The following is a 25,578-nucleotide window of genomic DNA, read 5'->3' as shown; positions in this document are numbered from 1 at the left end:
AGGATGAACCGGTGGCCGTCAGGGCGGAGCAAGTCATGTTCTGCTGTTGCACAAGGAGGCAAACCGCGCTAACCCATTTTGAAAGCGCTTACACAAATGATGCTTGTCGGGGGGGAGTTCAAGGTGGATCATCTGAAGGATCTTCGGATCGTCAGCTTCAACCACTTCCTGATGGGGCCGGTGGGCGTTCAGTTCCTGGCCGACCTCGGTGCCGACGTGATCGCGGTGGAGCCGGTGGACGGTGCGTTCCAGCGCAAGTGGGGCGGGGTCGGCGGGCGGCGGGCCGATGGCCACACGATGCTCCAGCTCACGGGCAACCGGAACAAGCGCAGCGTCGCCTTGAACCTGAAGAGCCCCGAGGGCATCGCGATCGCGCGCAGGCTGGTTGCGCAGGCCGATGTCGTAGCCGAGAACTACCGCCCCGGCGTGCTGGCCAAGCTCGGGCTGGGCTATGACGACGTCCGCAAGATCAAGCCGGACATCATCTATGCTACCGCCTCGGGCTTTGGCGCCGATGGTCCGTACGTGAACCGCCCCGGTCAGGACCTCATCATCCAGGCGATGTCCGGGCTTGCCGCGATCACGGGGACGCGCGACGAGGGGCCGCGCGCGGTCGGGGTATCGGCGGTCGACCATCATGGCGCCGCGCTGTTCGCGGCAGGCATCCTGGGAGCCTTGCTGCGTCGCGAGCGGACCGGCCTGGGCGGGCGGGTAGATGTCAGCCTGCTGGCGGCGGCGCTCGACCTGCAGATGGAATCGCTGGTCTGCTTCCTGAACGGCGATCGCCAGGACGACATCCGCCAGCCGGGCCAGATCGCAGGCTGGTATTTCGGGGCGCCCTATGGCGTCTATGCGACGCGCGACGGCTTCATCGCCCTCTCGCTGGGATCGCTGGAGGCGCTGGCCGATGCCCTGGAGCTTCCAGATGATGAGCGCGTCCCGGAAGCTCAGGCGTTCGAGCGGCGCGAGGACGTGGCGGCTGCCGTCGGCCGGACGCTGAAGAACCGGACAACGGCGGAGTGGATCGACCGCTTCAGCGAGCGCGGCATCTGGCACTCGCCGGTGAACGACTACACGGCGGTCGCGACGGATCCGCAGGTCGTCCACAACAAGAGCTTCGTGACGGTGCCCGGCAGTTCAGGTGCGCCGGTGACCCTGGTGAGCCATCCGGTCCGCTACGACGGCAAGGCTCCCGAGGTGCGCCTGCCGCCGCAGGAGCTGGGGGCGCAGACGGCCGAGGTCCTGGCGGAGATCGGCTACGATCTGCACGAGATCGCCAGTCTGTTCGAAGACGGCATCGTCGCCGGCAAGCGCCGGGAAATGGCGCCGCAATGACGTTGGTGCCGCCGGCCAGGAAGGCACGGCGGCCGATCAGGGAAACAAGTCATGAAGGAAATGCACGCGCAGATCGGCGACAGCGTCCGGTTTGCCAAGACCGTCGGCGAGACCGATGTCTACCTGTTCGCGGGCGTGACCGGGGACTTCTCGGGCAATCACGTCAACGAGGAGTTCATGAAGAAGTCCAAGTATGGTCGGCGGATCGCTCATGGGGCGCTCCTGGTCGGCTTCATGTCGACAGCCTCCACCCTCATGATCGACCGCAGCCAGTCGCAAGGCATCAGCACGACCCCCGTTTCCCTTGGCTATGACCGCATCCGCTTCCTGGCGCCCGTCTTCCTGGGTGACACGATCGAGGTGGTCTACACGATCAGCGAGGTTGACGAGGAGCGGCGCCGCACCCGGGCCAAGATCGAGGTCCGCAACCAGAAGGACGAACTGGTTTCGGTCGCGGAACACCTGCTCAAGTGGGTTCCGGACGAGACCGGAGCGGCAGCGTGACGATCGGCAGCGACCGCGTCGCGACCCCGCACCCCCTCCGAGGAAGAGCGGCGATTGTCACCGGCGGCGGCGCCGGTATCGGCCGGGCGATCGCGCTCCGGATGGCCGCTGCCGGATGTGCCGTGGGCCTGATCGACGTGCAGGAGGAGGCGCTGGCGAGAGTGGCAGGCGAGATCGGTGCAGCTGATCGCCAAGTTTGCCAGGCCGTCGCCGACGTCGCGGATGAGGAACAGTCCCGTCAGGCAGTGGACCGCCTCCGGCGCGACCTGGGCCGTCTCGACATCCTGGTCAACTGCGCTGGAATCCTGCGCCTCGGCCGCCTGGAGGAAATCAGCATGGCCGACTGGCGCGACACGTTCCGCGTCAATGTCGACGGCCTCTTCCATGTCAGCCGGGCCGCCATCCCACACCTGCGTGCCCAAGGCAGTGGCCGGATCGTCAATATCTCCTCCTGGCTCGGCAAGAGCGGCAAGGCCTATTACGGCGCCTATTGCGCTTCCAAGGCCGCGATCATCTCGCTGACCGAGACCATGGCGCTGGAACTGGCTGGCGACCGCATCACCGTGAACGCTGTCTGCCCAGGCATCATCATGCGCACCGGCATGCGCGACCGGGCCGAGGTGGAGCTGCAGCAGTTGGGCCTGCCCAGCGCCGAGGCGCGCATGGCAGGCATTCCCTTGGGTCGGTTGGGCCAGCCCGAGGACGTTGCCGAGATTGCCACGTTCCTCGCCAGCGACGCCGCCGCGTACATGACCGGCCACACCGTGAACGTCACCGGCGGCCTTTGGCTGCAATGACCTGCGCCGCCAATGAGGAAGACAAACACATGGCCAAGTTTCCGCACTATCAGCCCGCGGGCGTCATTCCCGCCACGCTGCTCGCCTTCTTCGACGACTACTCGATCGACTTTCCGTCGAGCCGCAAGCACCTGCATGACGTGGCCGCGGTGGATGGGGTCTCGGCGATCACCGTAAATGGCCACGCTTCGGAGGTGCACGCCTGCAGCTTCGACGAGCAGCGCGCCATCCTGGAGGCTTCCCTCGACGAGGTAGGCGACCGCCTGCCGCTGATCTCCGGCATCTATGCCGACGGCAGCTTTGAAGCGGCGCGGATCGCGCGGATGGCGGACCAGGCCGGCGCCTCGGCGCTCCTGGTGTTCCCTCCCAATACCCTTGGCATGGGCGGCCACCTGCGGCCGGAAATGGCGTTGGCGCACTTCAAGGCGATCGCCGATGCGACCGACCTGCCGCTGATCTGCTTCCAGTACCCTGAAAAGAGCAACATCCACTACCCGTTCGATACCTTGCTGCGGCTCGTGGACGAGGTGCCTTCCATCCGGGCGATCAAGGACTGGTGCAATGATCCGGCTCAGCATGAGGTGCATATCCGCACCCTTCAGTCGCTGCCCCGCCCGGTGAACGTGCTCTCGACCCACAGCGCCTGGCTGATGGCTTCGCTGGCTTTGGGGTGCAATGGCTTCCTGTCGGGCGCTGGCAGCGTGATCGCAGACCTACAGGTCGCCATGTGGCGCGCCGTGCAGGCGAGCGATCTGGCGGCCGCAAGGGCGGTCAACGACCGGATGCAGCCGATGACGCGCGCCTTCTATGCGCCGCCCTTCCTCGACATGCACAACCGCATGAAGGAGGCGCTGGTGCTGCTTGGGCGCCTGCCGCGCGCGGTGGTGCGGCCCCCCCTGGTGAAGCTGCCGCCAGCCGAGATCGAGCGTCTCCGGCAGGCGATCCGCCTGGCTGGGCTTGATCGGGAGGATGCGCGGCACGACCAGGCCGCTTGAACGACGGGCCCGGCAAAAAGGCCCGCAGTCAGATCAGGGAGCCGTCATGACCGACTACATCATCGTGGGGGCCGGGTCCGCCGGCTGCGTGCTGGCGAACCGGCTTAGCGCAGACCCGGCAATCAAGGTCGTCGTGCTGGAGGCCGGTGGACCTGACCGAAGCCCGTTCATCCATATGCCGGCCGGCTATCGCCAGCTCATGATGTCGGGCGCGGTCGACTGGGGCTACCATACCGTGCCGCAGAAGCATTGCGGCAACCGAACCTTTTTCTGGCCGCGCGGCAAGGTGCTGGGCGGATCGAGTTCGATCAATGGCATGGTCTACATCCGGGGCCATGCCTCCGACTTCGACGTCTGGGCGCAGAAGGGAAATCCGGGCTGGTCCTATGCGGACGTGCTGCCCTACTTCAAGCGAGCCGAGTCGTGGGAGCTTGGCGAGGACGAGTTTCATGGGGGCAGCGGCCCCTTGAGGACATCACGGGTCAAGACGTTTCACCCCCTGGCCCAGGCCTTCTTCGAGGCGGGGCAACAGGCCGGGTATCCGCGCATCCCCGACGTGAACGTCGCCGAGCCCGAGGGCTTCGGCCCGCTGGACAGCACGATCGCCGACGGTCGCCGATCCAGCACGGCCTATTGCTACCTTCGCCCAGCCATGAAGCGGCCGAACCTGACGGTGATCACCCGGGCCCATGCCGCCAGGGTCATCGTCGAGGGCGGGCGGGCGACCGGGGTCGAATACATCCAGGATGGCCAGACCCGGGTGCTGCGCGCCGAGCGCGAGGTGATCCTGTCCGGAGGCGCCATCAACTCGCCGCAACTCCTGCAGCTTTCCGGCATCGGCGATGCTGAGCACCTGCGCTCCATCGGTATCAAGGTGGTTCACGACCTCAAGGGGGTCGGCCAGAACCTGTCCGACCACGTCGCCGCCGAAATCCAGCAGGTCTGTCGACAGCCGATCTCGCTGCTGCGCGAGATGCAGCCGCTCAACATGGCAAAGTCGCTGCTCCAGTATGCCATGTTCAGGACCGGCCCGGTGGCGCATCCGGGCATCCAGGCGGTAGGCTTCATCAGGACCCGGTCGGAAGTCGTGGCGCCGGATGTGCAGATCCACTTCATCATGGTCATGTATGGGGACCATGGCCGGCAGTTGCACAGGCAGCACGGCTACCAACCGCTGGTCAACGTCCAGCGCCCGGCCAGCCTCGGCACGGTCCTGATCCGCTCTGACGATCCGCTGCAGGCGCCGGCGATCGACCCGAACTACCTGGCCGAGCCTGAGGACGTGCGGGTCCTGCGGGACGGGATCAAGCTCACCCGCGAGATCCTGGCCCAGAAGGCATTCGATCCCTACCGAGGCGAGGAACTGACCCCCGGTCCGGGCGTGCGTACCGACGCGGAGATCGACACCTTCCTCCGCCACAACTGCCATACACAGTACCACCCGGTCGGCACCTGCAAGATGGGCCCGGACCCGCTGGCGGTGGTGGATCAGCGTCTCAGGGTGCACGGGCTTGATGGCCTCAGGGTCGTGGATGCGTCCATCATGCCCGTCATGGTCAGCGCCAACACCAATGCCGCCACGATCATGATCGCGGAGAAGGGGGCGGACATGATCCAGCAGGATGCCTCCGGGCAGCGCGCCGACGCGGCTTAACGTAGGTATAGACGCCGTTCCGGCGTCCGCGATAGTTCACACGACGCGATGGGCCCGCGAAGAAGGCTCGCTTGAGGGAGATCGAAATGTTCACGCGACGCTCGCTCCTGTCGACCACGGCAGGCGGCATCACCCTGGTGACCCTTGGCAGCCAGGCCCTGGCGGCCCTGCCGAAGCTGAAGCAGAAGGACACCTACAAGGTCGGTTTCGCCCAGACCGAGAGCAACAACCCCTGGCGCCTCGCGCAGACCAAGAGCATGCGCGACGAGGCGGCCAAGCGCGGCTGGCAGCTCGTCTATACCGACGCTGCCGGCTCAGCCGCCAAGCAGGTTGCCGACGTGCGCTCGATGATCGCCCAGCGGGTCGACGTGATCCTGCTGGCCCCCCGCGAGGAGAAGCCGCTGATTCCGGCGGTGATGGAAGCCAAGCGCGCCGGGATCCCGCTGTTCCTGATCGACCGCAACGTCGATGCCAACCTCGCCAAGGCCGGCGAGGACTATGTCGCCTTCATCGGTTCCGACTTCGTCAAGGAAGGCCAGCAGGCTGCCGAGATCCTGACCAAGGCCATGAACGGCGAGGCCAAGATCATCGAGCTTCAGGGTACGATCGGCTCGTCCCCGGCCAACGATCGGATGAAGGGCTTCGCCGACTACATCAAGGACCACCCGGGGATGCAGATCATCGCGTCCCAGTCCGGCGACTTCGCCCGCGACAAGGGCCGGCAGGTGTTCGAGACGCTCTACCAGGCGCACCCCGACGCGACCGCGCTGTATTCGCACAATGACGAGATGACCATGGGCGCCATCGCGGCCATGGAGGCCGCGGGCAAGGTGGCCGGCAAGGACCTGATCATCGCCTCGATCGATGGCACCAAGGATGCCACCCAGGCGCTCATGGACGGCAAGATCGAGGTCGTGGTCGAGTGCAACCCGAACTTCGGGCCCAAGGCATTCGAATCGATCGAGAAGTACGGGAAGGGCGAGGAGATCCCAACCTGGGTGGTGAACGTCGACCGCGTGTTCACCCAGGAGAACGCCGCCGAGTACCTGCCCGAGGCGTATTGATCTGATGAGCGGGCGCCTGGAAGACCGGGCGCCCGCTTGCGTCTTTCAACCAGTCATCGGGTAGCGTTGCTGATGATCGTCCGGGATCCCCTCCTGTCCATGCGCGGGATCGACAAGAGTTTCGGCCATGTCCCGGCGCTCATCGATGCCTCGCTCGAGGTCGAGGCGGGCGAGGTGATGGCCCTGATCGGTCAGAACGGCGCCGGCAAGTCGACGATGATCAAGGTGCTGAACGGCTACTTTCCCAAGGATGCCGGCGAGATCACATTTGCCGGACAGCCCTGGTCGGTGACCTCCCCGCAGATGGCGCAGCAGGGCGGCATCAGCACGATCTTCCAGGAGATCAACCTCATTCCGCTGCGCTCGGTGACCGAGAACATCTATCTCGGCCGTGAGTTCAAGAAATGGGGCGGCCTGCTCGACTGGAAGCGGATGCACGAAGGCGCCAGCGCCCTGCTCCGGCAGTTCGACATCCAGGTCGACGTCCGCCGGCCGCTCCACGAGTTCAGCACCGCCGTCCAGCAGATGGTGGCGATCGCCCGCGCCGTCTCCTGCGAAGCCAAGCTGGTGATCATGGACGAGGCGACCTCCTCCCTGGACGAGCACGAGGTCGCGATCCTGTTTCAGACCATCCGCCAGTTGAAGGCCCAAGGCGTCGCCGTCGTCTTCGTCAGCCACAAGCTCGACGAGCTCTACGAAATCTGCGACCGGGTCACCGTAATGCGCGACGGCCGCACGGTGGCGGTTTCGCCCATGACCGAGATGACCAAGCTTGAGCTCGTCGCAACGATGCTGGGGCGCGACCTCGCCGAGGTCACCAAGCGAGGCGCAACGGCCTTCGCAGGCGGCGCCCACGCGATCGGCGGCGAGTTGCTCGATGCCGATGGCCTCGCTGCCGGCCACCGGGTGCGCAACGTCAGCCTCTCCATCCGCCAGGGCGAGATCGTCGGTCTGGCCGGGCTCCTTGGTTCCGGCCGCACCGAGACGGCCCGGGCCATCTTCGGCGCCGATCATCCCGATGAAGGCATTATCCGCTATCAGGGCAGCGCCGTCCGCTTCAGCGAGCCGATCGACGCGATCAAGGCAGGCCTCGGCTTCTGCTCCGAGGACCGCAAGCACGAGGGCATCATCCCCGCGATGTCGGTCCGGGAGAACCTGACCCTAGCCCTCCTGCCCTCCCTCTCGCGATCGGGCATCGTCGACGAGGCGCGCCAGCGCCAGGTCGTCGACCGCTTCATCAAGGAGATCGGGATCAAGTGCGCCAGTCCCGAGCAGCCGATCCGCGAGCTGTCAGGCGGCAACCAGCAGAAGGTGCTCCTGGCCCGCTGGCTGTGCATGAACCCGAAGCTGCTGATCCTGGACGAACCGACCCGCGGCATCGACGTGGGCGCCAAGGCGGAGATCCAGCGCCTGATCCGCAAGCTGGCCGAGGAAGGGCTGGGCGTCCTGATGATCTCCTCCGAACTGGAGGAGATCGTCGAGGGCGCCGACCGGGTGTTCGTTCTGCGTGACGGAAGAAACGTGGCGCAGCTCGACAAGGACGCGATCAGCGAGCCGGCGCTGATGGATGCCATGGCGCACGGACACGGAGATCATCCATGAAGTCGGCCGTGCAGACCGGGATGCCCGTGGGCGAACAGCCGGGCGGCCGCTTCCGGCAACTGTTCGGCACAAGGCTGGCCGTGCGCCGCTTCGGCACGCTGATCGCCCTGATCCTGCTGATCCTGTTCAATCTCGCCTTCACTCCGAACTTCGCGACGGCCCAGACCCTGTCGGTGAACCTCACCCAGGTCTGCACGATCGTGATCGTGGGGGTCGGCATGACCCTGGTGATCGCCACCGGCGGGATCGACCTCTCCGTCGGCTCGCTCATGGCGATCGCCGGCGCGCTCTCGCCCGGGATCTTCCAGGGCACGCTCTTCCCGGTCCCGGACCTCTACACCGGGATCGCGCTCGGCATCGTCATCCCGATCGCAGTCGCCGGGCTGTTCGGCCTGTTCAACGGCTGGCTGATCTCCAGCTTCAACATTCAGCCCATCATCGCCACGCTGATCCTGTTCATCGCCGGGCGCGGCATCGCCCAGGTCTGGACCAATGGCGACCTGCAGGTCTTCAAGGTCCCGGAGATGCAGGCGATCGCGATCGGCCGGGTCCTGGGCGTGCCTTTCCAGGTCTGGATCATGCTGGCGGTCGTGGTGATCGCGGCGTGGGTTCTGCGCAAGACCGTGTTCGGCCGACAGATCCTGGCGGTGGGCGGCAACGCGCCGGCCGCACGACTGGCCGGGGTGCCGTCCCGGCGCGTCATCTGCCTCGTGTACGTCGTCTCCGGGGTCTGCAGCGGCATTGCCGGACTGATCGTCATCGCGATGAACTCCGCCGCCGATGCCAACCTGATCGGCATGGGGATGGAACTCGACGCCATCGCGGCGGTCGCGGTGGGCGGCACGCTCCTGTCCGGCGGCAGGGCCACCATCATCGGCACTCTGCTGGGTGCCCTCATCATCCAGCTCGTCCGCTACACGCTGCTCGCCAACGGCGTGCCCGACCCGGCAGCCCTCGTGGTCAAGGCCGCCCTGATCATCCTGGCGGTCTGGCTCCAGCGACAGGATCGCGCCTGATGCCTCGTCTCACCCGCACGGCCAGCCTCGGCGTCATCATTGCCCTGGTCCTGCTCATGCTGTTCGGCGCCTGGCGCTATGACGGCTTCATGAGCAGCTACAACATTCTCTCGGTGCTGCGGTACAACTCGATGTTCGCGCTGGTGGCGCTGGGCATGTGCTTCGTCATCATGACCGGCGGCATCGACCTGTCCGTGGGCTCGGTGGCCGCCCTGTCCAGCGTCGTGGCTGCCTACCTCAGTCCCTATGGTGTTCTGGCGGGCCTGCTGGCGGGTCTTGCTGCGGGTGGCCTTGCCGGTGCGCTGAACGGCTTCATCATCACCCGGATGAAGATCATGCCGTTCATCGCCACGCTGGCGGTGATGCTCGCCGCGTCCGGTACGGCGCTCCTTCTCGCCAACAACCAGTCGGTGTCGGTCTCCTACGAGAGTGGCTTCGTCGAACTGGGACAGGGCGACCTTCTTTCCGCCTTCCGGCCGGAATGGGTGGATGCCGAGGATGCCGGCTGGACGGGCACCCTCCTGGGTTTCGTCCTGGGCTTCCCCACCCCAGCCTGGATCATGCTCGCGGCCTATCTCGGCGGCTGGATCCTGCTCAACCACACGGCGTTCGGTCGCCACGTCCTGGGCGTGGGCGGCGGCGAGGAGGCCTCGCGCCTCATGGGCCTGCCGACCGACCGCACCGTCTTCCAGGTCTACCTGCTGTCGGGCCTGCTGGCGGGTCTGGCAGGCGTGATCCTGGCCGCGCAGTTCGGGGCCGGGCAGCCGATCGAGGGGGTGGGCTGGGAGCTGTTCGCCATCGCCTCGGTGGTGGTCGGCGGCACGCTGCTCACCGGCGGCAACGGCTCCGTCGGCGCGACCCTGGCGGGGACTCTCCTGCTTGGCATCATCTTCACCATCCTGAACTTCGAGAACGGCATGGGCTGGATCAGCCTGAGCGCCTACTGGCAGTCGGTCGTGCGCGGCGCCTTCCTTCTGGTGGTCGTGCTCCTGCAGAGCCGGCTGGCGCGGCGGGTTCAGGCAGCCTGATCTTCCACCGGAGAGCGAGCATGTCCTCTTCCACCGACCTCGGCGCCCTCGCCGAGGCCCTGGACCTCCTCGGCCGCAAGCTCGACGAAGACGAGCCTCGCCTGGGGATCAGCTTTCCGTACGTGACGCGTCCGGATGGAAGCTGGGACACCATGCTGGCCTCCCGCTCGGCCGGCTACGACGGCGAGGACTGGAGCCACGGCAACTGGTTCTGCGGGTTCTGGGTGGGACTGCTCGCCGCCGCCCATGTCCATACCGGCGAGGATCGCTACCTGGACCTGGCGAAGCAGCGCATGCTTCTCGTGGCGCAGCGGGCGGACGATCCCAATACCCACGACATCGGCTTCATTTTCTGGAGTTCGGCCGTTCCGCTCCACCGCCTGACCAGCGATCCGATTTATGCCGATCTTGCCCTGCGTGCGGCCGACAGGCTGCGTGCCCGCGTCGTGGTGACCGAGACAGGCTCCTATGTGTCGTCCTGGGGGCCGCTCAGCGATCCGCGCGGCCGTGCGGCTTCGGCGATCGACACCATGGCGAACATCCCCCTGCTCTACTGGGCGGCAGAACAGAGCGGCGACGCCAGCTTCCGCCTGGCGGCCGAGGCGCATGCCCGGATGACCGAGAAAGGCTTCGTCCGGGAGAACGACACCCTCTTCCACGCGGTCGAGTACGACACGGTCACAGGCGCCCGCCAGCGCGGCTACACGTTCCAGGGCTATGCTGACGGATCGTCCTGGTCGCGCGGAACAGGCTGGGCGGTCTATGGCTATGCCGCAACCGCGGCGGTCTCCGGCCAGCGACACTACCTGGATCTTGCGGTGAGGCTGGCGGAGCGGTGGCTGGAGCAACTGGGGGATCGTACCTGCCCACCCTGGGATTTCGATGATCCGAGCAGCCAGCCGGTCGAGGATTCGGCGGCAGCCGCGATCATGGTGGCGGCGCTGCTCGACCTGGGAGACCTGCATTCAGACGAAGACCAGCGCCAGCGCTGGAGGTCGACCGCGATGCGTCTCCTATCCGGTCTTGCCCGCGACTACCTCGCCCGTGATCCGGTTCACCGGGGACTGCTGATGCATGGCTGCTACTCGAAGCCGCACAATATCGGACCCGATGCTGCGGTGCTGTTCGGCGACTACTACTTCGTCGAGGCCCTGATGCGGGTACTCCACCCGGGAAAGCTGGTTCGGCAGCTGGAACCGCTTGGCGGCGGCGGCACACGCCGATGAGCGGCCCCTTGCCGAGCGGCTGGAGCCCGGCCTGACCCCCAAGGCAGCTGCCCGGAGAGACAGCCGCCAGTCCACCCGGTATCCTGGCTTGCTGCCCCACGCGATCTGAAGGTGAAGGCGGCCCTGCATACGAGCATTGCCGGCAAACACATGTCCAGGGACGCATCCATACCCATGTCGCATCGCGACGGCGGCCGCGTGAAACTCGTGGATGTCGCCCGGGCGGCCAATGTCTCGCTGGCCACCGCCTCGCGGGCGCTCAATCAGCCCGAGATTGTCCGCGAGCCCATCCGGCGGCGGGTCGAGGAAGCGGTGCGCTTGCTGGGCTATTCGCCCGACCGGATGGCGCGCGCGCTGAGTTCCGGCCGGAGCCACATCGTGGGTGCGGTGGTACCGACCCTGGGAAACGCGATCTTCGCCGACGGGGTCGAGGCCCTGCAGGACCGCTTGGCGGCCCGCGGCTACACGCTGCTCCTCGCGAACTCGCAGTACGACCCGCGCAAGGAGGAGCAGGAGATCAGGGCCTTTCTTGAGCATGGCGTCGACGGGCTGGTGCTGGTGGGCGATTCGTTCGCGCCGGAGGTCCTGCCGCTTGTTCGCCAGCATGGGGTGCCGCTGGTCACCACCTATGTCTGCACCTCCGGCCAGGGGATCCCGGCTGTCGGGATCGACAACCGCCAGGCTACCCGCAAGATGACCCGATACCTCCTCGAACTCGGACATCGCGAGTTCGCGATCATCGCGAACACCGCCCTGCCGAACGACCGTTCCAAGGCGCGCCTCGACGGCATGGTGCTGGCGCTTGCCGAGGCCGGGATCCGGTTGCCCTCAGACCGGATCGTGGAGGTCGCCCTGCCCTCCATCGCCTATGGGCGCCGCGCGCTGTCGGGCCTGTTCGCGACCGATCCCGCCATCACCGCCGTGCTCTGCACCAACGATGCCGTGGCCGTGGGGGCTTCCTCGGAGGCGCGCCGGATGGGCCTGAACGTGCCAAGGGACCTTTCCATCGTGGGCTTCGACAATATCGAGATCGCCGCGGAGGGCGATCCGCCGCTCACCACGGTCAACGTGCCTGCCGATGAGATCGGGCGGATCGCGGCCGACTATCTGGTGAGCGTCGTCGAGGGCGGCCAGATCCCGATGAGCACAAGACTGGACGCCCCCCTGATTGTCCGCGACTCGACGGACAGGGTGCGCTCCCCGACGTGAACCCAGCGTACCGCTATCCGGGAAAGCACAAGCAGGATCGAGTCAGATGAGGGAGCCTGATGGCACGAGCTGAGTTCGACTACATCGTCGTCGGCGGAGGATCGTCCGGCTGCGTGGCCGCCGCGCGCCTGGTGAGCGCGGGCGGGTATAGGGTCCTCCTGCTCGAGGCAGGCCACTCCCACCGTCATCCGCTCCTGGACATGCCGCCGGGCATCTTCAAGATGATCAACGGCAGCAAGTACATGCGCTACCACACCACGGTGCCGCAGGAGCATCTGGAAGGGCGGGCCCACGATATCCCGCAGGGCAACGTGCTGGGTGGCGGCTCGTCGGTGAACGCGCAGGTCTATATCCGCGGCCGCCCGGCCGACTACGATGGCTGGCACGAGATCCTGCGTGGCAACAATGATGGCGCCGACTGGAGCTGGAACGCCGTGCTGCCCCATTTCCGGGGCATGGAGGCGAACAATCGCTTGTGCGACGAGCGGCACGGCATCGATGGCCCGCTCCTCGTCTCGGACCCTGGCCACGTCAACGAGTTCTCCCGCTGGTTCCTGCAGGCGCTGCAGTCCATGGGCGTTCCCTACAACCACGACTTCAACGGCCCGAGCCAGCGCGGCGTCGGCCTCTACCAGTTCACGAACCGGAGCGGGAAACGCAGCAGCGCGGCCTATGCCTTCATCGAGCCGTTGATGCGCGACCCGCGCCTGACGGTGCAGCTGAATGCCGAGGTCTCGCGGATCATCGTCGAGAATGGCCGGGCCGTCGCGGTCGTCTACCGGCAGAACGGCGAGGAGCATACGGCGTACGCCTCCGGCGAGATCATCGCCAGCGCGGGCGCGCTGGTCACGCCGAAGCTCCTGATGCTGTCCGGGATCGGGCCGGCGGAGCATGTCGAGGGCCATGGGATCCGCTGCCAGGTCGATCTTCCGGGCGTGGGTGCCAACCTGATCGACCATCCCGAAGTGCCCATCACCGCGATCGCCAACGGTCGCCATGGCTACTTCAAGGAAGGGGTGGGCTGGCGCATGCTGCGCAACGGCCTGCAGTTCAAGCTGTTCGGCAGCGGGCCCGTGACATCCGCCGGCGTCGAGGCGGGCGCCTTCGTGAACCCCGAGGACCCGGAGGCGCCGCCGACGATCCAGGCCTTCTGCGTGCCGATTGTCTACCTGGACCGGGACACCCGCAACACCATCAAGGACACCTACGGCCTCACCATCACGACCGTGGTGGTGAAGCCGAAGTCGCGGGGAACGGTGAAGCTGCGGTCGGCCGACCCGGCCGACATGCCGCTGGTCTCGCCGCACCTGCTGAAGGACGAAGAGGATATGCGCACCATGGTGGCCGGCCAGCGCTTCTTCCTGCGCGCCTTCAAGACCAGTCCGGTCGCCGAGCGGATCGAGCGCGTGGCCCTGCCGGACATGCCGGAGCCGGACGACGCGGCCTTGCGCAGCCACTGCCGGCGCTTCGTCAAGACCAACTACCATCCTGCCGGCACCTGCAGGATGGGCGCCGATGGCGACCCGATGGCAGTGTTGGACTCGCGGATGCGGGTGCGTGGGGTCGAAGGGCTGCGGGTCTGCGACATGTCGGCTGTTCCGGACATCAATGCCGGCAACACCAATGCCCCTGCCATGATGCTCGGCGACCGCTGTGTCGACTTCATCATGAAATCGACGAGCCACTGAGCGCGTCACCGGAGGCGGCTGGGCAGCGGTCGCCCCGGCAGTGCAGGAGCATCCTGCGGAGGTGAAAGGCGACGCAGCCCCTCAGGGTGCTGGTTCGATCGAGACCGTGATCTCGTCGCGGTAGACGCCGGCGCGCTTGCGGGCGACGTCGCCGATGACGACCTGGAGCGGGAGAACCGCCCCGCTTGCCGCGGTGGGCGAAAAGCTGCCGAGGCTGGCGGGGAAGTTCACTGTCTGGCCGGCGATGGAGGCCGCATAGTCGACGGTCCAGTCGTCGAATGGTGGGGCCAGCCGCAGGACGCCCCCCTCGCGCGACCGCACCTCCAGCCGGTAGCGGCCGTTGGAGCGGGCTTCGATGCCGATCGAGCGGCGCTCGCCGGATTCCAGCGTGCCGAAGTCCATGGTGTAGCTGTACGGGCTGGACACGTCGGCGCCCACCAGGTTCAGGCTGACGACCGAACTGACTTCTGCCTCCAGGATGAGGACGCGCAGGGCAAGCAGGTCCTTGCCGTTGACCTCGTAGACGCGCAGTTCGACCTCGTCCGTGTATCTTCCCGGCGCTGCCAGCTGCCCGCGTGGAATACGCAACTGGTAGGTCACCTCGGCACCCTGCCCGCTGTGTCCGACGGGCGGGACGATCACGAAGATCGGCGGCTTGCTGTTCTGCGGCCAGTCGGCGATCAGCCTCCGCCCATTGCTGGTGAGATCGTAGCGCAGCGGGCCATTGCCGGACGATGCCCCGGATGTCTGCCGCATCGAGATGTCGACATCCGGCGACCGGTAGAATCCCAGCCGCAATGGGCAGGGCTCCGGCCCATCCTGGCGCACCAGGATCGAGGCCTGCATCACCGTGTCGCCGGATTCGAACGGGTCATAGGGCAATGGCCGAACGCTCGGATTGATCTGGACTGTGCTCTCACAGGCGGTCGCGGCGGGCGATCCAGCCAGCACGGCCAGACACAGCACCGCGCCAGCCGCCGCTGCCTGCCGAAAGATTGCTCGTGTGCTGGTCATGGCAGTCCCGCCTGCAGTTCGCCCAGCTCGACCAGCCCCATGCCGCCCTCCGGGATCACGATCTCCGCCGCCACTCCCGCACTGCCATCCACTTGCAGGCGCCAACGCCCTGGCCGCAGCCCCTGGACAACAAACCGGCCGGTGGCGTTGGTGAAGAACGGCACCGGCGGCCGATCCGGCTCGGCCAACTCGATCGCCTGCCCCGACACCAGTGCAACCGGCACCTGCTCACGATCCTGCAGGGTGCCGAGCGCGGTGATGGTGTAGTCCGACCCAACCGTCACCGCATAGCCGGCGCGGTAGGGCGGGAACAGGTCGAACACGCCGGCACCCAGGTCATAGCCGAGCGGCAGGTCGTCGACGTCGTAGACGAGCCGCTGCGGCGCATAGGACGACAGCGATGGCACGAGCGCCGGCATCATTGCATCGCCCGTGGCGTCGACCTGCTCCTGGGAGGGCCCGATCGCCACGGTCCGCCCGTCCAGCGTGGGATGCAGTTCCACCAGCGCGAAGCTGTTGGCGATGGGCCGGCCGACGGCGAAGGTGCTGCCCGCGAACGCCACGGCGGTAGCGGCGCGCAGCGACGTCCGCTGGTCGAAGCCGTCCCCCTCGGGCAGCATGGCGATGCGGTGGCTGGCGCCGACCTCCCCGCGATTGGCATAGTAGGAGATGCTGCCGACCAGGCCTGCCTCGTCGTCGACCTGCTCGGCTTCGAGATCGAGGTCGTAGCTGCCGACATTGCCGGTCCCGCTGCGGGTGAAGGCGAGCCTAGAGCGGCCGCTCCTCGTGTCATGATCGGCGCGCAGCTGCGTCCGGTAGTCGAAATTGTAGATCAGCGACGCGAACAGCCGGAACCCCGGATCGTCATCGCCGTGGCCGTAGCCCAGCGTGGTGGTCAGCGACCAGGCCCGGCCGAACGAGCAGCTCAGCGTGGCGTCGGCACCATAGGTTTCGTCGCCGCCGTCAACCTGGGCGCTGTAGCGACCGGACAGCGAGCCGTAGAGCCGGTCGCCGAGGGCGCGCCCATAGGAAAAGGCGGCCTGCATTTCGTCGCCCTCGGGCGCACTACCAAACAGGCCGATCGTGCGAAAATCGCGGGACCTGATCTCGAAGGATGCCTGCAGGCTCTGGTTGATGCTGTCGGCCGCCGTATCCTGGAAGCTGCGATAGTCCAGGCGCAGCGCGTAGCCGGCCTCGCCTGCGTCGGCCAGGCTGCCCGCCAGATCCACCCCGAAGATGCCGAGCGGCGTCGCCTGGACCAGTCCCGCGCCCAGCTGGCGTACCTCCCGGTCCGCCTGGGCTTCGATCCCGGCCGTCAGGTTCTCGGTGATGCCGCGGCGGTAGAACCCGCTCGCCACATAGCCGTCCTCCCCATACTCCAGGCTGCCGTCCACCTGATCAGACAGGACACCCACCGTCAGGTCGAACTCGTCGATCCCCGCCTCCAGCAGGGAAAGGTCGGAGAACAGGGAGAAGTCGATTTCCTGGCGCAGGCCGGCATCGTCCTCGACCACGATCCGGATGTCGGTAGCGCCAAGCTGCGCGGTGATGTCCTCGATCTGGTAGTTGCCCGGGGGCAGGCGCAGGCGCCGGGTGAGCTGGCCGTTCTGGTAGATCTCGACATTGGAGGGACGGTCGATGCTCAGGCTGCGGGCACCGGTCGGACGCACGCTGCGGGTCGGCTGCAGGTCGGCATAGCTGCGGCTGACCGAGACGCCGAGCAGGTCGGCCCCGGCCTGAAAGGCGCCGGGCACCACGAACAGGTCGCCGGCCCTGACCCGGAGCACCTGCTCGGGAAAATCGACGACGGCGCGGCTTCCGGTGCGCTGCAGATCTCCCTGATCGAGCAGCATCTCGTTCTCCAGGACCAGCCGTCCCATGCGCAGCGCCCCGTCGATCCCGACCGCCGGCTCCTGCAGGCCGCTCTCGCCTCCACCATCGGAGGCGACGAAGTCGAGCCCGGCGCGCAGGTTGAGGTAGCCGCTGACCAGGGCCGGAACCTGCGCCTCGCTGCTGGGCTGGCTCGCCTGGTTGCGGTCCAGGGCGATCACCTGCGCCTCGCGGGCGTCGAGCGGCACGTCCAGGCGAAGATCGACCGCCGCCGGATCGAACAGGACGGCGATCTGCCCGGCCGAGGCTGTGGCGGCCGGCACGAACTCGGCGTCGCCCAGCGCTGCCGCAAGCCGGGCATAGGCCTCGGGGGCGAGAACCGGCCGGGCCAGTTCCAGGACCCGGGCGCGCTCGAAGCTGGCGCCACTGCCATCAGCCGCAAGCCGTGCCCGGACGTCCCCCAGGTAGAAGTCGCCGTCGCGCAGCGGCAGCGCCATCTCGATGGAGGGTGCCTCGGCGGCCGGCTGCGCCCACGCGGTCGTCGGCATGGCCGCGCCGGCCAGCACCAGCAGCAGCAAGATCGCGAGGGCGACGCGCAAGGCATGCCGCTCCGGAATCGAGCGTTCAGGGCTGCGCCGGCGCAGTCAGCTCGGCGGTGACAGAGCGGACTCCGGTGGGAATCTCGGCCGCGATGGAGAAGCGTCGACGCGCCCCCGGCTGGACCAGGCCCATGCCGATCAGCTGCCCGAGTTCTTCCGGTCCGATGGTGGTCGACCAGCCATTGCCCGACACGGACAGGCCGCCGCGGCTCAGATAGGCGTAGCGATCGCCCTTGTTCTCCAGGAGCACGCTGAGCGCGGCCTTGCCCCCTTCCCGGACCGGCGCTGCCTCGACCACGACCAGGGCAGGCTGGCTCTGCGGGCTGGCAACGTTGACGATCACAGCGAAGCTGTAGACCAGCTGGACGGAGGTGCCGGCATCGCTGGGGCGCACGGGCACCTGCTCGATCCGGACCGCATAGCTCCGGCTCTGCGCCAGCGCCGGGTCGCCCGCCCACTGGATGCGGAAGATCTGGGTGGCGCCCGGCTGGATGATCGCCTGGGGCGGGAAGATCACGAAGTCGCCGCTCGCATCGGCGAAGCTCTGGCTGCCGTCTTCCGCGATCGTCAGGCTCTCGACCCACACTTCCACCGGGAAGGCGGTGGCCTCGTCGCTCACCACGTTGATCTGCGCCCGGCTGTCGCGGCCGAGGCTGGTCAAGTCGATGACGGTCGGCCAGACGGTCATCGCCGCCGCCGGCACGGTCCAGGACAACAGGGCCAGCAGTGCCCAGCACACCAAGCGCATGATCGGATCGTTCGCAGGATGGAGGAATGGACGCCGTTCGCACGGGCGCAGGCCGCGGGTACCCGCCCTTTCCGGGATCGAGGGAAAGGACAGGTACCGGCGCTGCCCGTCAGGTCGCCGGGGCGATCGTGACCGTCAGCACGTCGGTGTAGGTGGCTGCCAGGAACGGCTTGTTGCTGCTCTGGGTCGTGAAGACCACGGTGATGTCGCCGCTGGCAGCGCCGCTCAATGACTGCGCCTGGGTCCTGGTCTGGTTTGGGGTATTGGCGTCGATATTGACGTTCTGGCCAGCCCAATTGGCCACGGCCTTGTAAGCAACGTAATGGTTAAAGTCGTTGTTCGGGTTGAGACCTGTGCTGGTCATCGCCCCATTCTGGGTGGTGAGGCTGATGCTTGGCTTGACGTTGCAGGAGGCCTTCGACTTCCATTCCGCCGTCGCATTCACGGAACCCGTGGCATTGATAGAAGTGCTGAAGTTGATGGACGGGGAAGCCGCGTTCGGGTCACCCGTCACCACGTTCTGCTGCTGCCCCCAAGAAGCGCCGCTCGTCGCGAACGTGCAGGCGGAAGCGACCGTGGCCGAAAGGTTGAAGGCCTTGCCGTCAGCCAGCGCCGGATGGACGTCGAGGGCGGTGCCGCCCAGCAGGAGACCGGCGGCAGCCGCCATGACGAAGCGAACACGGATCATCATTCGATCTTTCTCGTCTAGATGTCGCACGAAAGGGTTGGCGCCCTTGCCTGGACGCCGGCGAAATTGACAGCGAACGCGGGTTCAGGTCCGCGGCTGGAAGGAAATCGACAGTCTGTCGCGGTAGTGCCCGGCCAAGGGTTCCAGTTCCGGACGGCTCCAGCTGATCTCGACCTGACCGTCCATACCCTGGGCGATCCCGCCCCGGCTGTCAGCAGGGGCACAGGACGAACCAGCCGCCTCATGGCTGCCGCAGGCATGCACGAGCAGGCCGAGATCCGTGGGGATCTCGACTTTCGCCTGGTAGGCCACCCGATCGGTGAATGCGGCAGGCACCGAACCTCCCGCATCGCTCACCAGGGCACCCCGATCGGAACTCATCACCACCAGGAAGGGTGTGTTGCAGTCGACATGGATGGAAACAAGCCGACGACCCGCTTCACGCAGATCGCCCAGATCAATGGAAGTCGTGCTCGTGTCCATCGAGCAGCGAGCGGCAATTTCCCCTCGGATCGCGACGACCACCGCCGTCATCGCCCTCAAATCCTGAATACCGGCCAAAAAAAGGCCAGCCGCCAGCACAGCGAAGATCGCCGGATGCTTCAATATCCGTCCTCACCACTATTTTGCTGATAGATGAAATATTCAGACTGCCTTGCCGGCAGGCACCCACTTGCAAGCTTGCTAAAACCGCAGCTTCAAGCCGGTGTAGAAATCGATAACAAAATAGCGCAGCCCCGGAAAGGGGGTACTTGATCTTCGCCGGAAAAATTTCCGAATCCGTCAAGGCGGTTTTTTGACACCCCGGTTGACGCACCAGAAAAATCGGAAGCGCCCAAGCAGCGGGCCCCGAAGGGCCCGCCGCCCGACAGCTCAGCCGGCCTGCTGGATCGCCGACAGGATCCAGGCGCCACCCACCGGCCGGGTGAAGGTCCAAAGCTCGGTCACTTCCACGGGCTGCGCCGGATCACCCTCGACCACGCTGCCGCTGGCGCGCTCGACCGTGTAGTCCTTCATGGCATAGCGCATCGCCACCGTGGCGTACTCGGTGCTGCCCTCGCGCCAAGCTTCCGCCAGGTCGCCCTGCACGAGCCGGATGTCTGACAGGAGGTTCTGGCGGCCCCGAGCCCGGTTCGCCTCCAGCTCCTCGATGAAGTAGCCGTACATCTCCGGGGTCACCGCCGCCTGGAGCGCCACCAGGTCCTCCTGGCCATAGGCGGTCTGCACGGTGCGCAGCCCGTTCTCGAAGGCGGTGTAGTCGCCCGGCGCCACGCCGATCTCGTCGCGCACCCGGGCACGGTTCGGCCGCGGAGCGGCACCGCCGGGGGCGGAACGCGGGCGCGGCCCGGCGCCACCGGCGCCACCAGCGCCACCGGCATAGGCCGGCGCCGTGCGGCTGCGGAAGAAGGCCAGCGCGAAGCGCACCAGGACCACCACCAGCACGATCTGCAGGAGGAAGCCCAGGATCCCGGCGAAGCTGCCAAGGCCGGCAAAGAACCCGCCGCCGAACAGCATGCCGAACAGCCCGGCCCCGATCAGCCCGCCCATCAGCCCCGGCATGAAGCCACCCCGCGAGAAGAATCCGCCGCGCTGGCCGCTCGCAGCGGTACCCGCCGTGGCCGGCCGCTGCGCCGGCGTCACCGACTGCTGCATCGGCGCCGCCTTGTTGGGTGCCGTGGGCGTGGCCATGGGCTGGCTGTAGGTCCGCGCACCACGGCTGCCGAACGAGCCGCCCCGGCGCGCTTCCGCAACCGTGCTCGCCAGCACCATCACCACGGCCAGCGCCATGGCCGCGAACACGCGGATCCGCTGCCCGGTGGATCGCTTGGACTTCGTCACGCTTGTCTCCGCCTCGATGATAGATCGTCCCACAGAATATGGTCCTTCGCCCCGGAATTTGCAGGCAGGGACGCACCCGGGCCGCTCGTCCCCCTGGCCTCGCCTTCGCCCATTTTCAACATGATTTTGCTGTTCTTATCCGTGCAGCAGGTCCGGATATGTCGTATAATTGCGCCGGCATCATGCCAAGGACGGACCCGCCCGGGGCCTTGGCCCTTTGTCATCAGGCTCAAGGCGGTCCCCCATCGTCCCATCCGTCCGGCAGGCCTCGCCGCCGATGGCCGCGGCCTTGCCGCCGACGATCCCGAAGGACTGACACCATGTACATGCACATGGCTAGCACGCCTTCCTGGCCACGCTGGCTCCTGGGGCTTGCCTGCTGGCTGGCGCTGACGATGACGGCCCTGCCCGCCCAGGCGGACCGGGCGGGCAGGCATCTCGCCTCGGTGGAGGGCGTCGTCCGGACCAAGGGCCAGGGGCTCGGCGGCTATGCGGTGACCCTCTACCGGACGGCGCCCGCCGGTCCGACGGCCTTCCGCAGACATGGCTGGGAAACCGGCTAGGCCCAGGCGATCGGGCGCACCTTCACCGGTCCGAACGGCCGGTTCGCCCTGCGCTTCCCGGTGCCGGCCGATCCCGACAGCGTGCTCTACCTGGTGGCGCGGCATGGACCAGCCGAGCTGGCGACGGTGCTGCGCGGCGTAGCACCGGGCGAGCCGGACAATGCGGTCCTGCCGCGCAAGGTCGTGGTCAACGAACGCAGCACGGTCGCGACCGGCTTCGCGCTCGCCCAGTTCCTTGAAGGCCGCACGGTCGCGGGCAACACGGTGGGGGTGCGCAACGCCGCCGCCATGGTCGGCAACATGGTCGACCGGCAGAGCGGCGAGGTCGCGCCGGTGCTGGCGAAGCCACCCAACGGCGACGCGACCGAGACCCTGGCGACGTTCAACAGCCTGGCCAACATGGTGGCGAACTGCATCGCGGCGCGGCCGACCTGCTTCGGGCTGCTCGACGCGGCGCGCGGCCGGCTCGACCGCCTCCCCCTGGGCACGCTGCACGCCATCGCGGCGATCGCCCGCAATCCCTGGCGCCATGTGGACGAACTCTACCGGGTCGCGACCCTGCGTCCCGCCACCTACACCCCGGCCCTGGCCACCCCGCCCAATGCCTGGACGATCGCCCTGAAGTTCCAGGGCGACGGCAACATCAACGGGCCGGGCAACTTCGCGTTCGACGCGCAAGGGACCGCCTGGGTCGCCAACAACTACACGCCGGGCGGCGCCACCGACCAGGTCTGCGCCGGCCAGACCGTGTACCGCTTCACCCCGACCGGGCGGCTCTATCCGGGCGCGCCCTATGCCGGTGGCGGCGTCTCCGGGGTCGGCTACGGCATCACCAGCGACCCGGCCGGGCGGATCTGGCTCGGCAATTTCGGCTTCGAGTCCGATGCCTGCTCGAAGACGCCCGCCGCCGCGCCGCACAACAGCGTTTCTCTGTTCGACGCGCAGGGCAACGCGCTCTCCCCGGACATCACCGGCTACACCGCCGGCAGGATCTCCTGGCCGCAGGGCACGGTCTCGGACCGTGACGGCAACATCTGGATCGCCAATTGCGGCAACGACAGCGTCACCCTCTACCCGGGCGGCGACCCGCGCCGGGCGCGCAACATCGGCAGGGCCCGGCTGGGCCTGGGCAAGCCGTTCGACATCGCGATCGATCCGCGGGGCCAGGCCTGGGTCACCGGCAACGACAGCAGCTCGGTGGCGGTGATCGGCCGGCGCCGGGTCTGGACGATCGACGGCGATGCCTTCGACCGGCCGATGGGCATCGCCGGGGACAGCCGGGGCAACATGTGGGTCGCCAATTCCGGGGTGGTCGACGTGCCCTGCCCGGACGGCGGCAAGGCCCCGGGGTCGGAGTTCGGCGGCTCGATCACCCTGATCGGCGCCAACGGCGCCATCGCCCGCGGCGCCCCCTTCACCGGCGGCGGCATCGCGATCCCGTGGGGGATCACCGTGGACGGTGCCGACCAGGTCTGGGTCGCCAATTTCGGCAGCGGCCTGGCCGAGGGCGGCAGCGCCGAGGTCCGCATCAGCCAGTTCTGCGGCACCAACGTCGCCGCGTGCCCGCCCGGCCTGCGCACCGGCGACCCGATCTCGCCAAAAACGGGCTACACCAACCGGGGCCTGACCCGGATCACCGCGGTGGCGGTCGATCCGTCGGGCAATGTCTGGGCCGCCAACAACTGGAAGATCGCCGCCCTGCCGAACAATCCGGGCGGCGACGCCATCATGATCTTTGTGGGGCTCGCCACCCCGCTCAAGGCGCCGCTGATCGGCCCGCCGGAGCCGCCGGACAGCCTGCCCTACCGGCTGTTCCGGCCAGGCGCGCGCCATCAAAAATTTGGCCGGAAACCCTCTTGACGCTGTTTGGGCGATTCCCATTTGAGAATTCGTCGGGTGCCACGATGGGCCCGGCGAGTGGGTTGGAAGCGAAGGGCTCCGGTCGGGGCATTCGCGCACAGCCCTTGCCAAGTCGCTCAATGGAGGACTTCCATGCGTAACTTCGACCTCTCCCCCCTGCTCCGCGCTTCCGTCGGCTTCGACCGCTTCGACAAGCTGTTCGAGACTGCCTTCGGTGAAGCTGCCCGCGAGCAGACCTATCCGCCCTATAATATCGTGAAGAACGGCAAGGACACCTACCGGGTGACCCTGGCGGTCGCCGGGTTCGGGCCTGAGGATGTCGACATCACCGTCCACGAGAACCAGCTGATCGTGAAGGGCCAGATCTCCCGCCCCGAGCAGGGCGTCGAGTATCTTTATCGCGGCATCGCCCAGCGCGCCTTCGAGCACCGCTTCCAGCTGGCCGACCACGTCCAGGTGGTCAGCGCCAACCTGGTCAACGGCCTGCTCGACGTACAGCTGAAGCGCGAGGTGCCCGAGGCCCTGCAGCCGAAGAAGATCTCGATCGGCGCCGAGAAGACCGCGCAGCCGAAGGTGATCGAGCAGCAGGACAACAAGGCCGCCGCGTAAGCACGGCCGACGGGGCAGCCGCCGCACGAGCGGCTGCATCCGGTCCATCATGACGAAGGGAGCCGGTCGGGGCAGCGACCGGCTCCCTTTTCGCATGGAGCGGGCCGCGCGGCCGGTCCTCGCGGGACGGCTCGGGTTCGTTCGTGGAAATCCCTGATGAGGAGTGGCGCGGATCGCGGCCGGCAGCGGCCAGGGGAACAGGGCCTGGCCCCGGTTCCCGCCATCCTCAGGTTCGTTCGTGCAAAGCGCGCCCTGCGGCATGGAACAGGATCCCGGGCCGGCCTCGGGAGCATCATCTGACCGGTATCCCCAGGCTCGGGCTCGTCGCGCAGCCGGTGTCTCGGATTTGTTCGTGTAAATCCGCCGGACATGCCCGTGGTGAGCTTGGACCGGAGTAGGCCAGGGCCGGCAACGTCCCTGCGCTCGGGTTCGTTTGTGCAAATCCGTCGGGCATGTCCGTGGCGGGGCCTCGGGCGGATGAGGAGCTGGAGCGGGCTGGGCCCGGCATCGTCCCCGTGCTCGGGTTCGTTTCGCAGCCGGTGTCTCGGGTTCGTTCGTGCAAATCCGTCGGCATGTCGGTGGCAAGTGCTCGGGCGGATGAGGAGCCAAAGCGCGCCAGGGCCGGGATCGTCCCCGCGCTCGGGTTCGTTTCGCAGCCGACCTCTCGGGTTCGCTCGTGCAAATCCGCCGGCATGTCGGTGGCGAGTGCTCGAGCGGATGAGGAGCCAAAGCGCGCCAGGGCCGGGATCGTCCCCGCGCTCGGGTTCGTTTCGCAGCCGGTGTCTCGGGTTCGTTCGTGCAAATCCGCCGGGCATGCACGTGGCGAGGCTTCGGGCCGGAGCGGCCCGGTTCGCGCGCTCGGGTTCGTTTGGGCGATGGGAGGATTTGCCCGGCCAACGGCAGCGACATGGATCTGGCGCAGGGCGGAAGATGCGGGCCGGGACCGTGGCGCTCGCTTGAGGCATGGCTGGTCTTCCACCGGATAGGGGGCGGCGGCGGCCAGCATAGCAGTTATCGGCTTATAGTCCTATCAAGCTGCTCAGCGGGTGGCGAGGCGACGCTTACGCTTGCGGCGGACCCACCATTGCTCGATGCGGATCAGGGCGCGGCGGGTCGGGCGGCGCAGGGGCGGGACGTCCTGGGCGAGCAGCAGCAGGCCCAGGGGCAGCATCCACAGGCCCAGGATCGGCAGGAAGCTGAGCAGGCCGCCGATCACCGCGAGGACGCCGACCGGAATCCTGATCCAGCGTGACGAGGGCTCGCGCAGCCATTGCAGCGTCCGGGCGGCACGGACGGGCAGCTCCTTCTCGATCCGCCGCAGCTGGCGGTCGAGCTGTTCGAGTTCCCGGTCCGCCATTGCTCCTCCCCAACGATTGCCTGCGCGGGATTCTGCATGCCCAGTCGCGCCGGACTAGCGCGAAACGACATGAAGGCGCCCTCCCGGCCCTGGGAACAAAGGCCCAGGAGGCACCGTCGCAGCCTTGACGCCGGAGCACCGTGCTTCCGGCTGGCATAAGATCGACGGCATTAACCAGAGAACAGGCAGACGAGTCCCAAGAAAAATCAGGCGCTCAAACAAACGTTAAAAATACCAGTTTCCGGTGTTGATATATTGCCTGAATATCCGTCCCCGCATGTTGAACCGGCTTGGCTGCCGGCCCTTCGGCCAGGAAGTACAACCATCCGCGAAGCCGGCATGACCCCAAACAA

22 protein-coding genes are annotated in these 25,578 nt (G+C 67.4%); 15 read left to right on the top strand and 7 right to left on the bottom strand.

What is annotated here, in order from left to right; translation table 11 throughout:
* The first annotated feature begins 123 nt into the window (after positions 1-123).
* From GEMRO_RS0111430 to GEMRO_RS0111375, 12 genes are all read left to right on the top strand, one after another.
* On the top strand, positions 124-1,335 hold the full coding sequence (locus GEMRO_RS0111430; RefSeq protein ID WP_027134093.1) for a CaiB/BaiF CoA transferase family protein: 1,212 nt from the start codon (positions 124-126) through the stop codon (positions 1,333-1,335).
* A 51-nt stretch (positions 1,336-1,386) separates the two neighbouring features.
* On the top strand, positions 1,387-1,839 hold the full coding sequence (locus GEMRO_RS0111425; protein ID WP_027134092.1) for a MaoC family dehydratase: 453 nt from the start codon (positions 1,387-1,389) through the stop codon (positions 1,837-1,839).
* Complete coding sequence (locus tag GEMRO_RS0111420; protein ID WP_240476670.1) at positions 1,836-2,636, top strand: SDR family NAD(P)-dependent oxidoreductase; 801 nt, start codon at positions 1,836-1,838, stop codon at positions 2,634-2,636. The genes GEMRO_RS0111425 and GEMRO_RS0111420 overlap by 4 nt, the downstream gene beginning before the upstream one ends.
* A complete protein-coding gene (locus GEMRO_RS0111415) occupies positions 2,633-3,631 on the top strand; it encodes a dihydrodipicolinate synthase family protein (protein ID WP_240476668.1) in 999 nt (332 codons plus the stop codon). Before GEMRO_RS0111420 ends, GEMRO_RS0111415 begins: the two co-directional genes overlap by 4 nt.
* Before the next feature lie 46 nt (positions 3,632-3,677).
* A complete protein-coding gene (locus tag GEMRO_RS0111410) occupies positions 3,678-5,285 on the top strand; it encodes a GMC family oxidoreductase (protein WP_027134089.1) in 1,608 nt (535 codons plus the stop codon).
* Between the two features lie 86 nt (positions 5,286-5,371).
* Positions 5,372-6,349: an ABC transporter substrate-binding protein gene (locus GEMRO_RS0111405; protein WP_027134088.1), complete on the top strand. Its 978-nt coding sequence runs from the start codon at positions 5,372-5,374 to the stop codon at positions 6,347-6,349.
* 72 nt (positions 6,350-6,421) lie between these two features.
* Positions 6,422-7,951, top strand: a complete 1,530-nt coding sequence (locus tag GEMRO_RS0111400; RefSeq protein ID WP_035487081.1) for a sugar ABC transporter ATP-binding protein — start codon at positions 6,422-6,424, stop codon at positions 7,949-7,951.
* Positions 7,948-8,967, top strand: coding sequence for an ABC transporter permease (locus GEMRO_RS0111395; protein WP_205624954.1), 1,020 nt, complete (start codon positions 7,948-7,950; stop codon positions 8,965-8,967). The genes GEMRO_RS0111400 and GEMRO_RS0111395 overlap by 4 nt, the downstream gene beginning before the upstream one ends.
* Positions 8,967-9,995, top strand: coding sequence for an ABC transporter permease (locus GEMRO_RS0111390; protein WP_035485171.1), 1,029 nt, complete (start codon positions 8,967-8,969; stop codon positions 9,993-9,995). Before GEMRO_RS0111395 ends, GEMRO_RS0111390 begins: the two co-directional genes overlap by 1 nt.
* Positions 9,996-10,015: 20 nt before the next feature.
* Positions 10,016-11,221 carry a glycoside hydrolase family 88 protein gene (locus tag GEMRO_RS29130; protein ID WP_035485169.1) on the top strand — a complete coding sequence of 402 codons (1,206 nt, stop codon included), beginning with the start codon at positions 10,016-10,018 and terminating at the stop codon, positions 11,219-11,221.
* Positions 11,222-11,395: 174 nt separating this feature from the next.
* Positions 11,396-12,430, top strand: coding sequence for a LacI family DNA-binding transcriptional regulator (locus tag GEMRO_RS0111380; protein WP_027134084.1), 1,035 nt, complete (start codon positions 11,396-11,398; stop codon positions 12,428-12,430).
* Between the two features lie 59 nt (positions 12,431-12,489).
* Positions 12,490-14,118 carry a GMC family oxidoreductase gene (locus tag GEMRO_RS0111375; protein ID WP_027134083.1) on the top strand — a complete coding sequence of 543 codons (1,629 nt, stop codon included), beginning with the start codon at positions 12,490-12,492 and terminating at the stop codon, positions 14,116-14,118.
* A gap of 81 nt (positions 14,119-14,199) precedes the next feature.
* Here the strand turns inward: GEMRO_RS0111375 and GEMRO_RS0111370 are convergent, their stop codons facing one another.
* From GEMRO_RS0111370 to GEMRO_RS0111345, 6 genes are all read right to left on the bottom strand, one after another.
* Positions 14,200-15,132 carry a hypothetical protein gene (locus GEMRO_RS0111370; RefSeq protein ID WP_157505548.1) on the bottom strand — a complete coding sequence of 311 codons (933 nt, stop codon included), beginning with the start codon at positions 15,130-15,132 and terminating at the stop codon, positions 14,200-14,202.
* Entirely contained in the window at positions 15,129-17,561 is a 2,433-nt protein-coding gene (locus tag GEMRO_RS0111365; RefSeq protein ID WP_027134081.1) for a fimbria/pilus outer membrane usher protein, read from the bottom strand. The genes GEMRO_RS0111370 and GEMRO_RS0111365 overlap by 4 nt, the downstream gene beginning before the upstream one ends.
* Before the next feature lie 25 nt (positions 17,562-17,586).
* Positions 17,587-18,309: a fimbrial biogenesis chaperone gene (locus GEMRO_RS0111360; protein ID WP_051328964.1), complete on the bottom strand. Its 723-nt coding sequence runs from the start codon at positions 18,307-18,309 to the stop codon at positions 17,587-17,589.
* Positions 18,310-18,418: 109 nt separating this feature from the next.
* Positions 18,419-19,000, bottom strand: coding sequence for a hypothetical protein (locus GEMRO_RS0111355; RefSeq protein ID WP_027134079.1), 582 nt, complete (start codon positions 18,998-19,000; stop codon positions 18,419-18,421).
* Positions 19,001-19,081: 81 nt separating this feature from the next.
* Positions 19,082-19,603 carry a hypothetical protein gene (locus GEMRO_RS0111350; RefSeq protein WP_027134078.1) on the bottom strand — a complete coding sequence of 174 codons (522 nt, stop codon included), beginning with the start codon at positions 19,601-19,603 and terminating at the stop codon, positions 19,082-19,084.
* A gap of 267 nt (positions 19,604-19,870) precedes the next feature.
* Positions 19,871-20,836 (bottom strand): Tim44 domain-containing protein, encoded by a 966-nt coding sequence (locus tag GEMRO_RS0111345; protein WP_027134077.1) that lies wholly within the window; start codon positions 20,834-20,836, stop codon positions 19,871-19,873.
* Between the two features lie 320 nt (positions 20,837-21,156).
* Here GEMRO_RS0111345 and GEMRO_RS0111340 point away from each other — a divergent pair, with 320 nt between their 5' ends.
* From GEMRO_RS0111340 to GEMRO_RS0111330, 3 genes are all read left to right on the top strand, one after another.
* Positions 21,157-21,399, top strand: coding sequence for a hypothetical protein (locus tag GEMRO_RS0111340; protein ID WP_027134076.1), 243 nt, complete (start codon positions 21,157-21,159; stop codon positions 21,397-21,399).
* Positions 21,400-21,459: 60 nt separating this feature from the next.
* Positions 21,460-23,259, top strand: a complete 1,800-nt coding sequence (locus tag GEMRO_RS29125; RefSeq protein WP_051328963.1) for a Vgb family protein — start codon at positions 21,460-21,462, stop codon at positions 23,257-23,259.
* 132 nt (positions 23,260-23,391) lie between these two features.
* A complete protein-coding gene (locus tag GEMRO_RS0111330) occupies positions 23,392-23,868 on the top strand; it encodes an Hsp20 family protein (protein ID WP_027134075.1) in 477 nt (158 codons plus the stop codon).
* 1,039 nt (positions 23,869-24,907) lie between these two features.
* Here GEMRO_RS0111330 and GEMRO_RS0111325 read toward each other — a convergent pair.
* Positions 24,908-25,225 carry a hypothetical protein gene (locus GEMRO_RS0111325; protein WP_027134074.1) on the bottom strand — a complete coding sequence of 106 codons (318 nt, stop codon included), beginning with the start codon at positions 25,223-25,225 and terminating at the stop codon, positions 24,908-24,910.
* Positions 25,226-25,578 lie beyond the last annotated feature (353 nt).

It is taken from the genome of Geminicoccus roseus DSM 18922, assembly GCF_000427665.1.
GTDB classification, from domain to species: Bacteria; Pseudomonadota; Alphaproteobacteria; order Geminicoccales; family Geminicoccaceae; genus Geminicoccus; species Geminicoccus roseus.
The sequence above is the reverse complement of the archived record's forward strand: the minus strand, read 5'-3'. Positions and strand labels throughout refer to the sequence as shown.

What these genes read in the sequence shown, in the direction of transcription:
- GEMRO_RS0111425 (WP_027134092.1), top strand. Translation starts at nt 1,387, where the DNA reads ATGAAGGAAATGCACGCGCAGATCGGCGACAGCGTCCGGTTTGCCAAG.
- GEMRO_RS0111415 (WP_240476668.1), top strand. Translation starts at nt 2,633, where the DNA reads ATGACCTGCGCCGCCAATGAGGAAGACAAACACATGGCCAAGTTTCCG.
- GEMRO_RS0111410 (WP_027134089.1), top strand. Translation starts at nt 3,678, where the DNA reads ATGACCGACTACATCATCGTGGGGGCCGGGTCCGCCGGCTGCGTGCTG.
- GEMRO_RS0111405 (WP_027134088.1), top strand. Translation starts at nt 5,372, where the DNA reads ATGTTCACGCGACGCTCGCTCCTGTCGACCACGGCAGGCGGCATCACC.
- GEMRO_RS0111400 (WP_035487081.1), top strand. Translation starts at nt 6,422, where the DNA reads ATGATCGTCCGGGATCCCCTCCTGTCCATGCGCGGGATCGACAAGAGT.
- GEMRO_RS0111395 (WP_205624954.1), top strand. Translation starts at nt 7,948, where the DNA reads ATGAAGTCGGCCGTGCAGACCGGGATGCCCGTGGGCGAACAGCCGGGC.
- GEMRO_RS0111390 (WP_035485171.1), top strand. Translation starts at nt 8,967, where the DNA reads ATGCCTCGTCTCACCCGCACGGCCAGCCTCGGCGTCATCATTGCCCTG.
- GEMRO_RS29130 (WP_035485169.1), top strand. Translation starts at nt 10,016, where the DNA reads ATGTCCTCTTCCACCGACCTCGGCGCCCTCGCCGAGGCCCTGGACCTC.
- GEMRO_RS0111380 (WP_027134084.1), top strand. Translation starts at nt 11,396, where the DNA reads ATGTCGCATCGCGACGGCGGCCGCGTGAAACTCGTGGATGTCGCCCGG.
- GEMRO_RS0111375 (WP_027134083.1), top strand. Translation starts at nt 12,490, where the DNA reads ATGGCACGAGCTGAGTTCGACTACATCGTCGTCGGCGGAGGATCGTCC.
- GEMRO_RS0111370 (WP_157505548.1), bottom strand. Translation starts at nt 15,132, where the DNA reads ATGACCAGCACACGAGCAATCTTTCGGCAGGCAGCGGCGGCTGGCGCG.
- GEMRO_RS0111360 (WP_051328964.1), bottom strand. Translation starts at nt 18,309, where the DNA reads ATGCGCTTGGTGTGCTGGGCACTGCTGGCCCTGTTGTCCTGGACCGTG.
- GEMRO_RS0111355 (WP_027134079.1), bottom strand. Translation starts at nt 19,000, where the DNA reads ATGATGATCCGTGTTCGCTTCGTCATGGCGGCTGCCGCCGGTCTCCTG.
- GEMRO_RS0111340 (WP_027134076.1), top strand. Translation starts at nt 21,157, where the DNA reads ATGTACATGCACATGGCTAGCACGCCTTCCTGGCCACGCTGGCTCCTG.
- GEMRO_RS0111330 (WP_027134075.1), top strand. Translation starts at nt 23,392, where the DNA reads ATGCGTAACTTCGACCTCTCCCCCCTGCTCCGCGCTTCCGTCGGCTTC.
- GEMRO_RS0111325 (WP_027134074.1), bottom strand. Translation starts at nt 25,225, where the DNA reads ATGGCGGACCGGGAACTCGAACAGCTCGACCGCCAGCTGCGGCGGATC.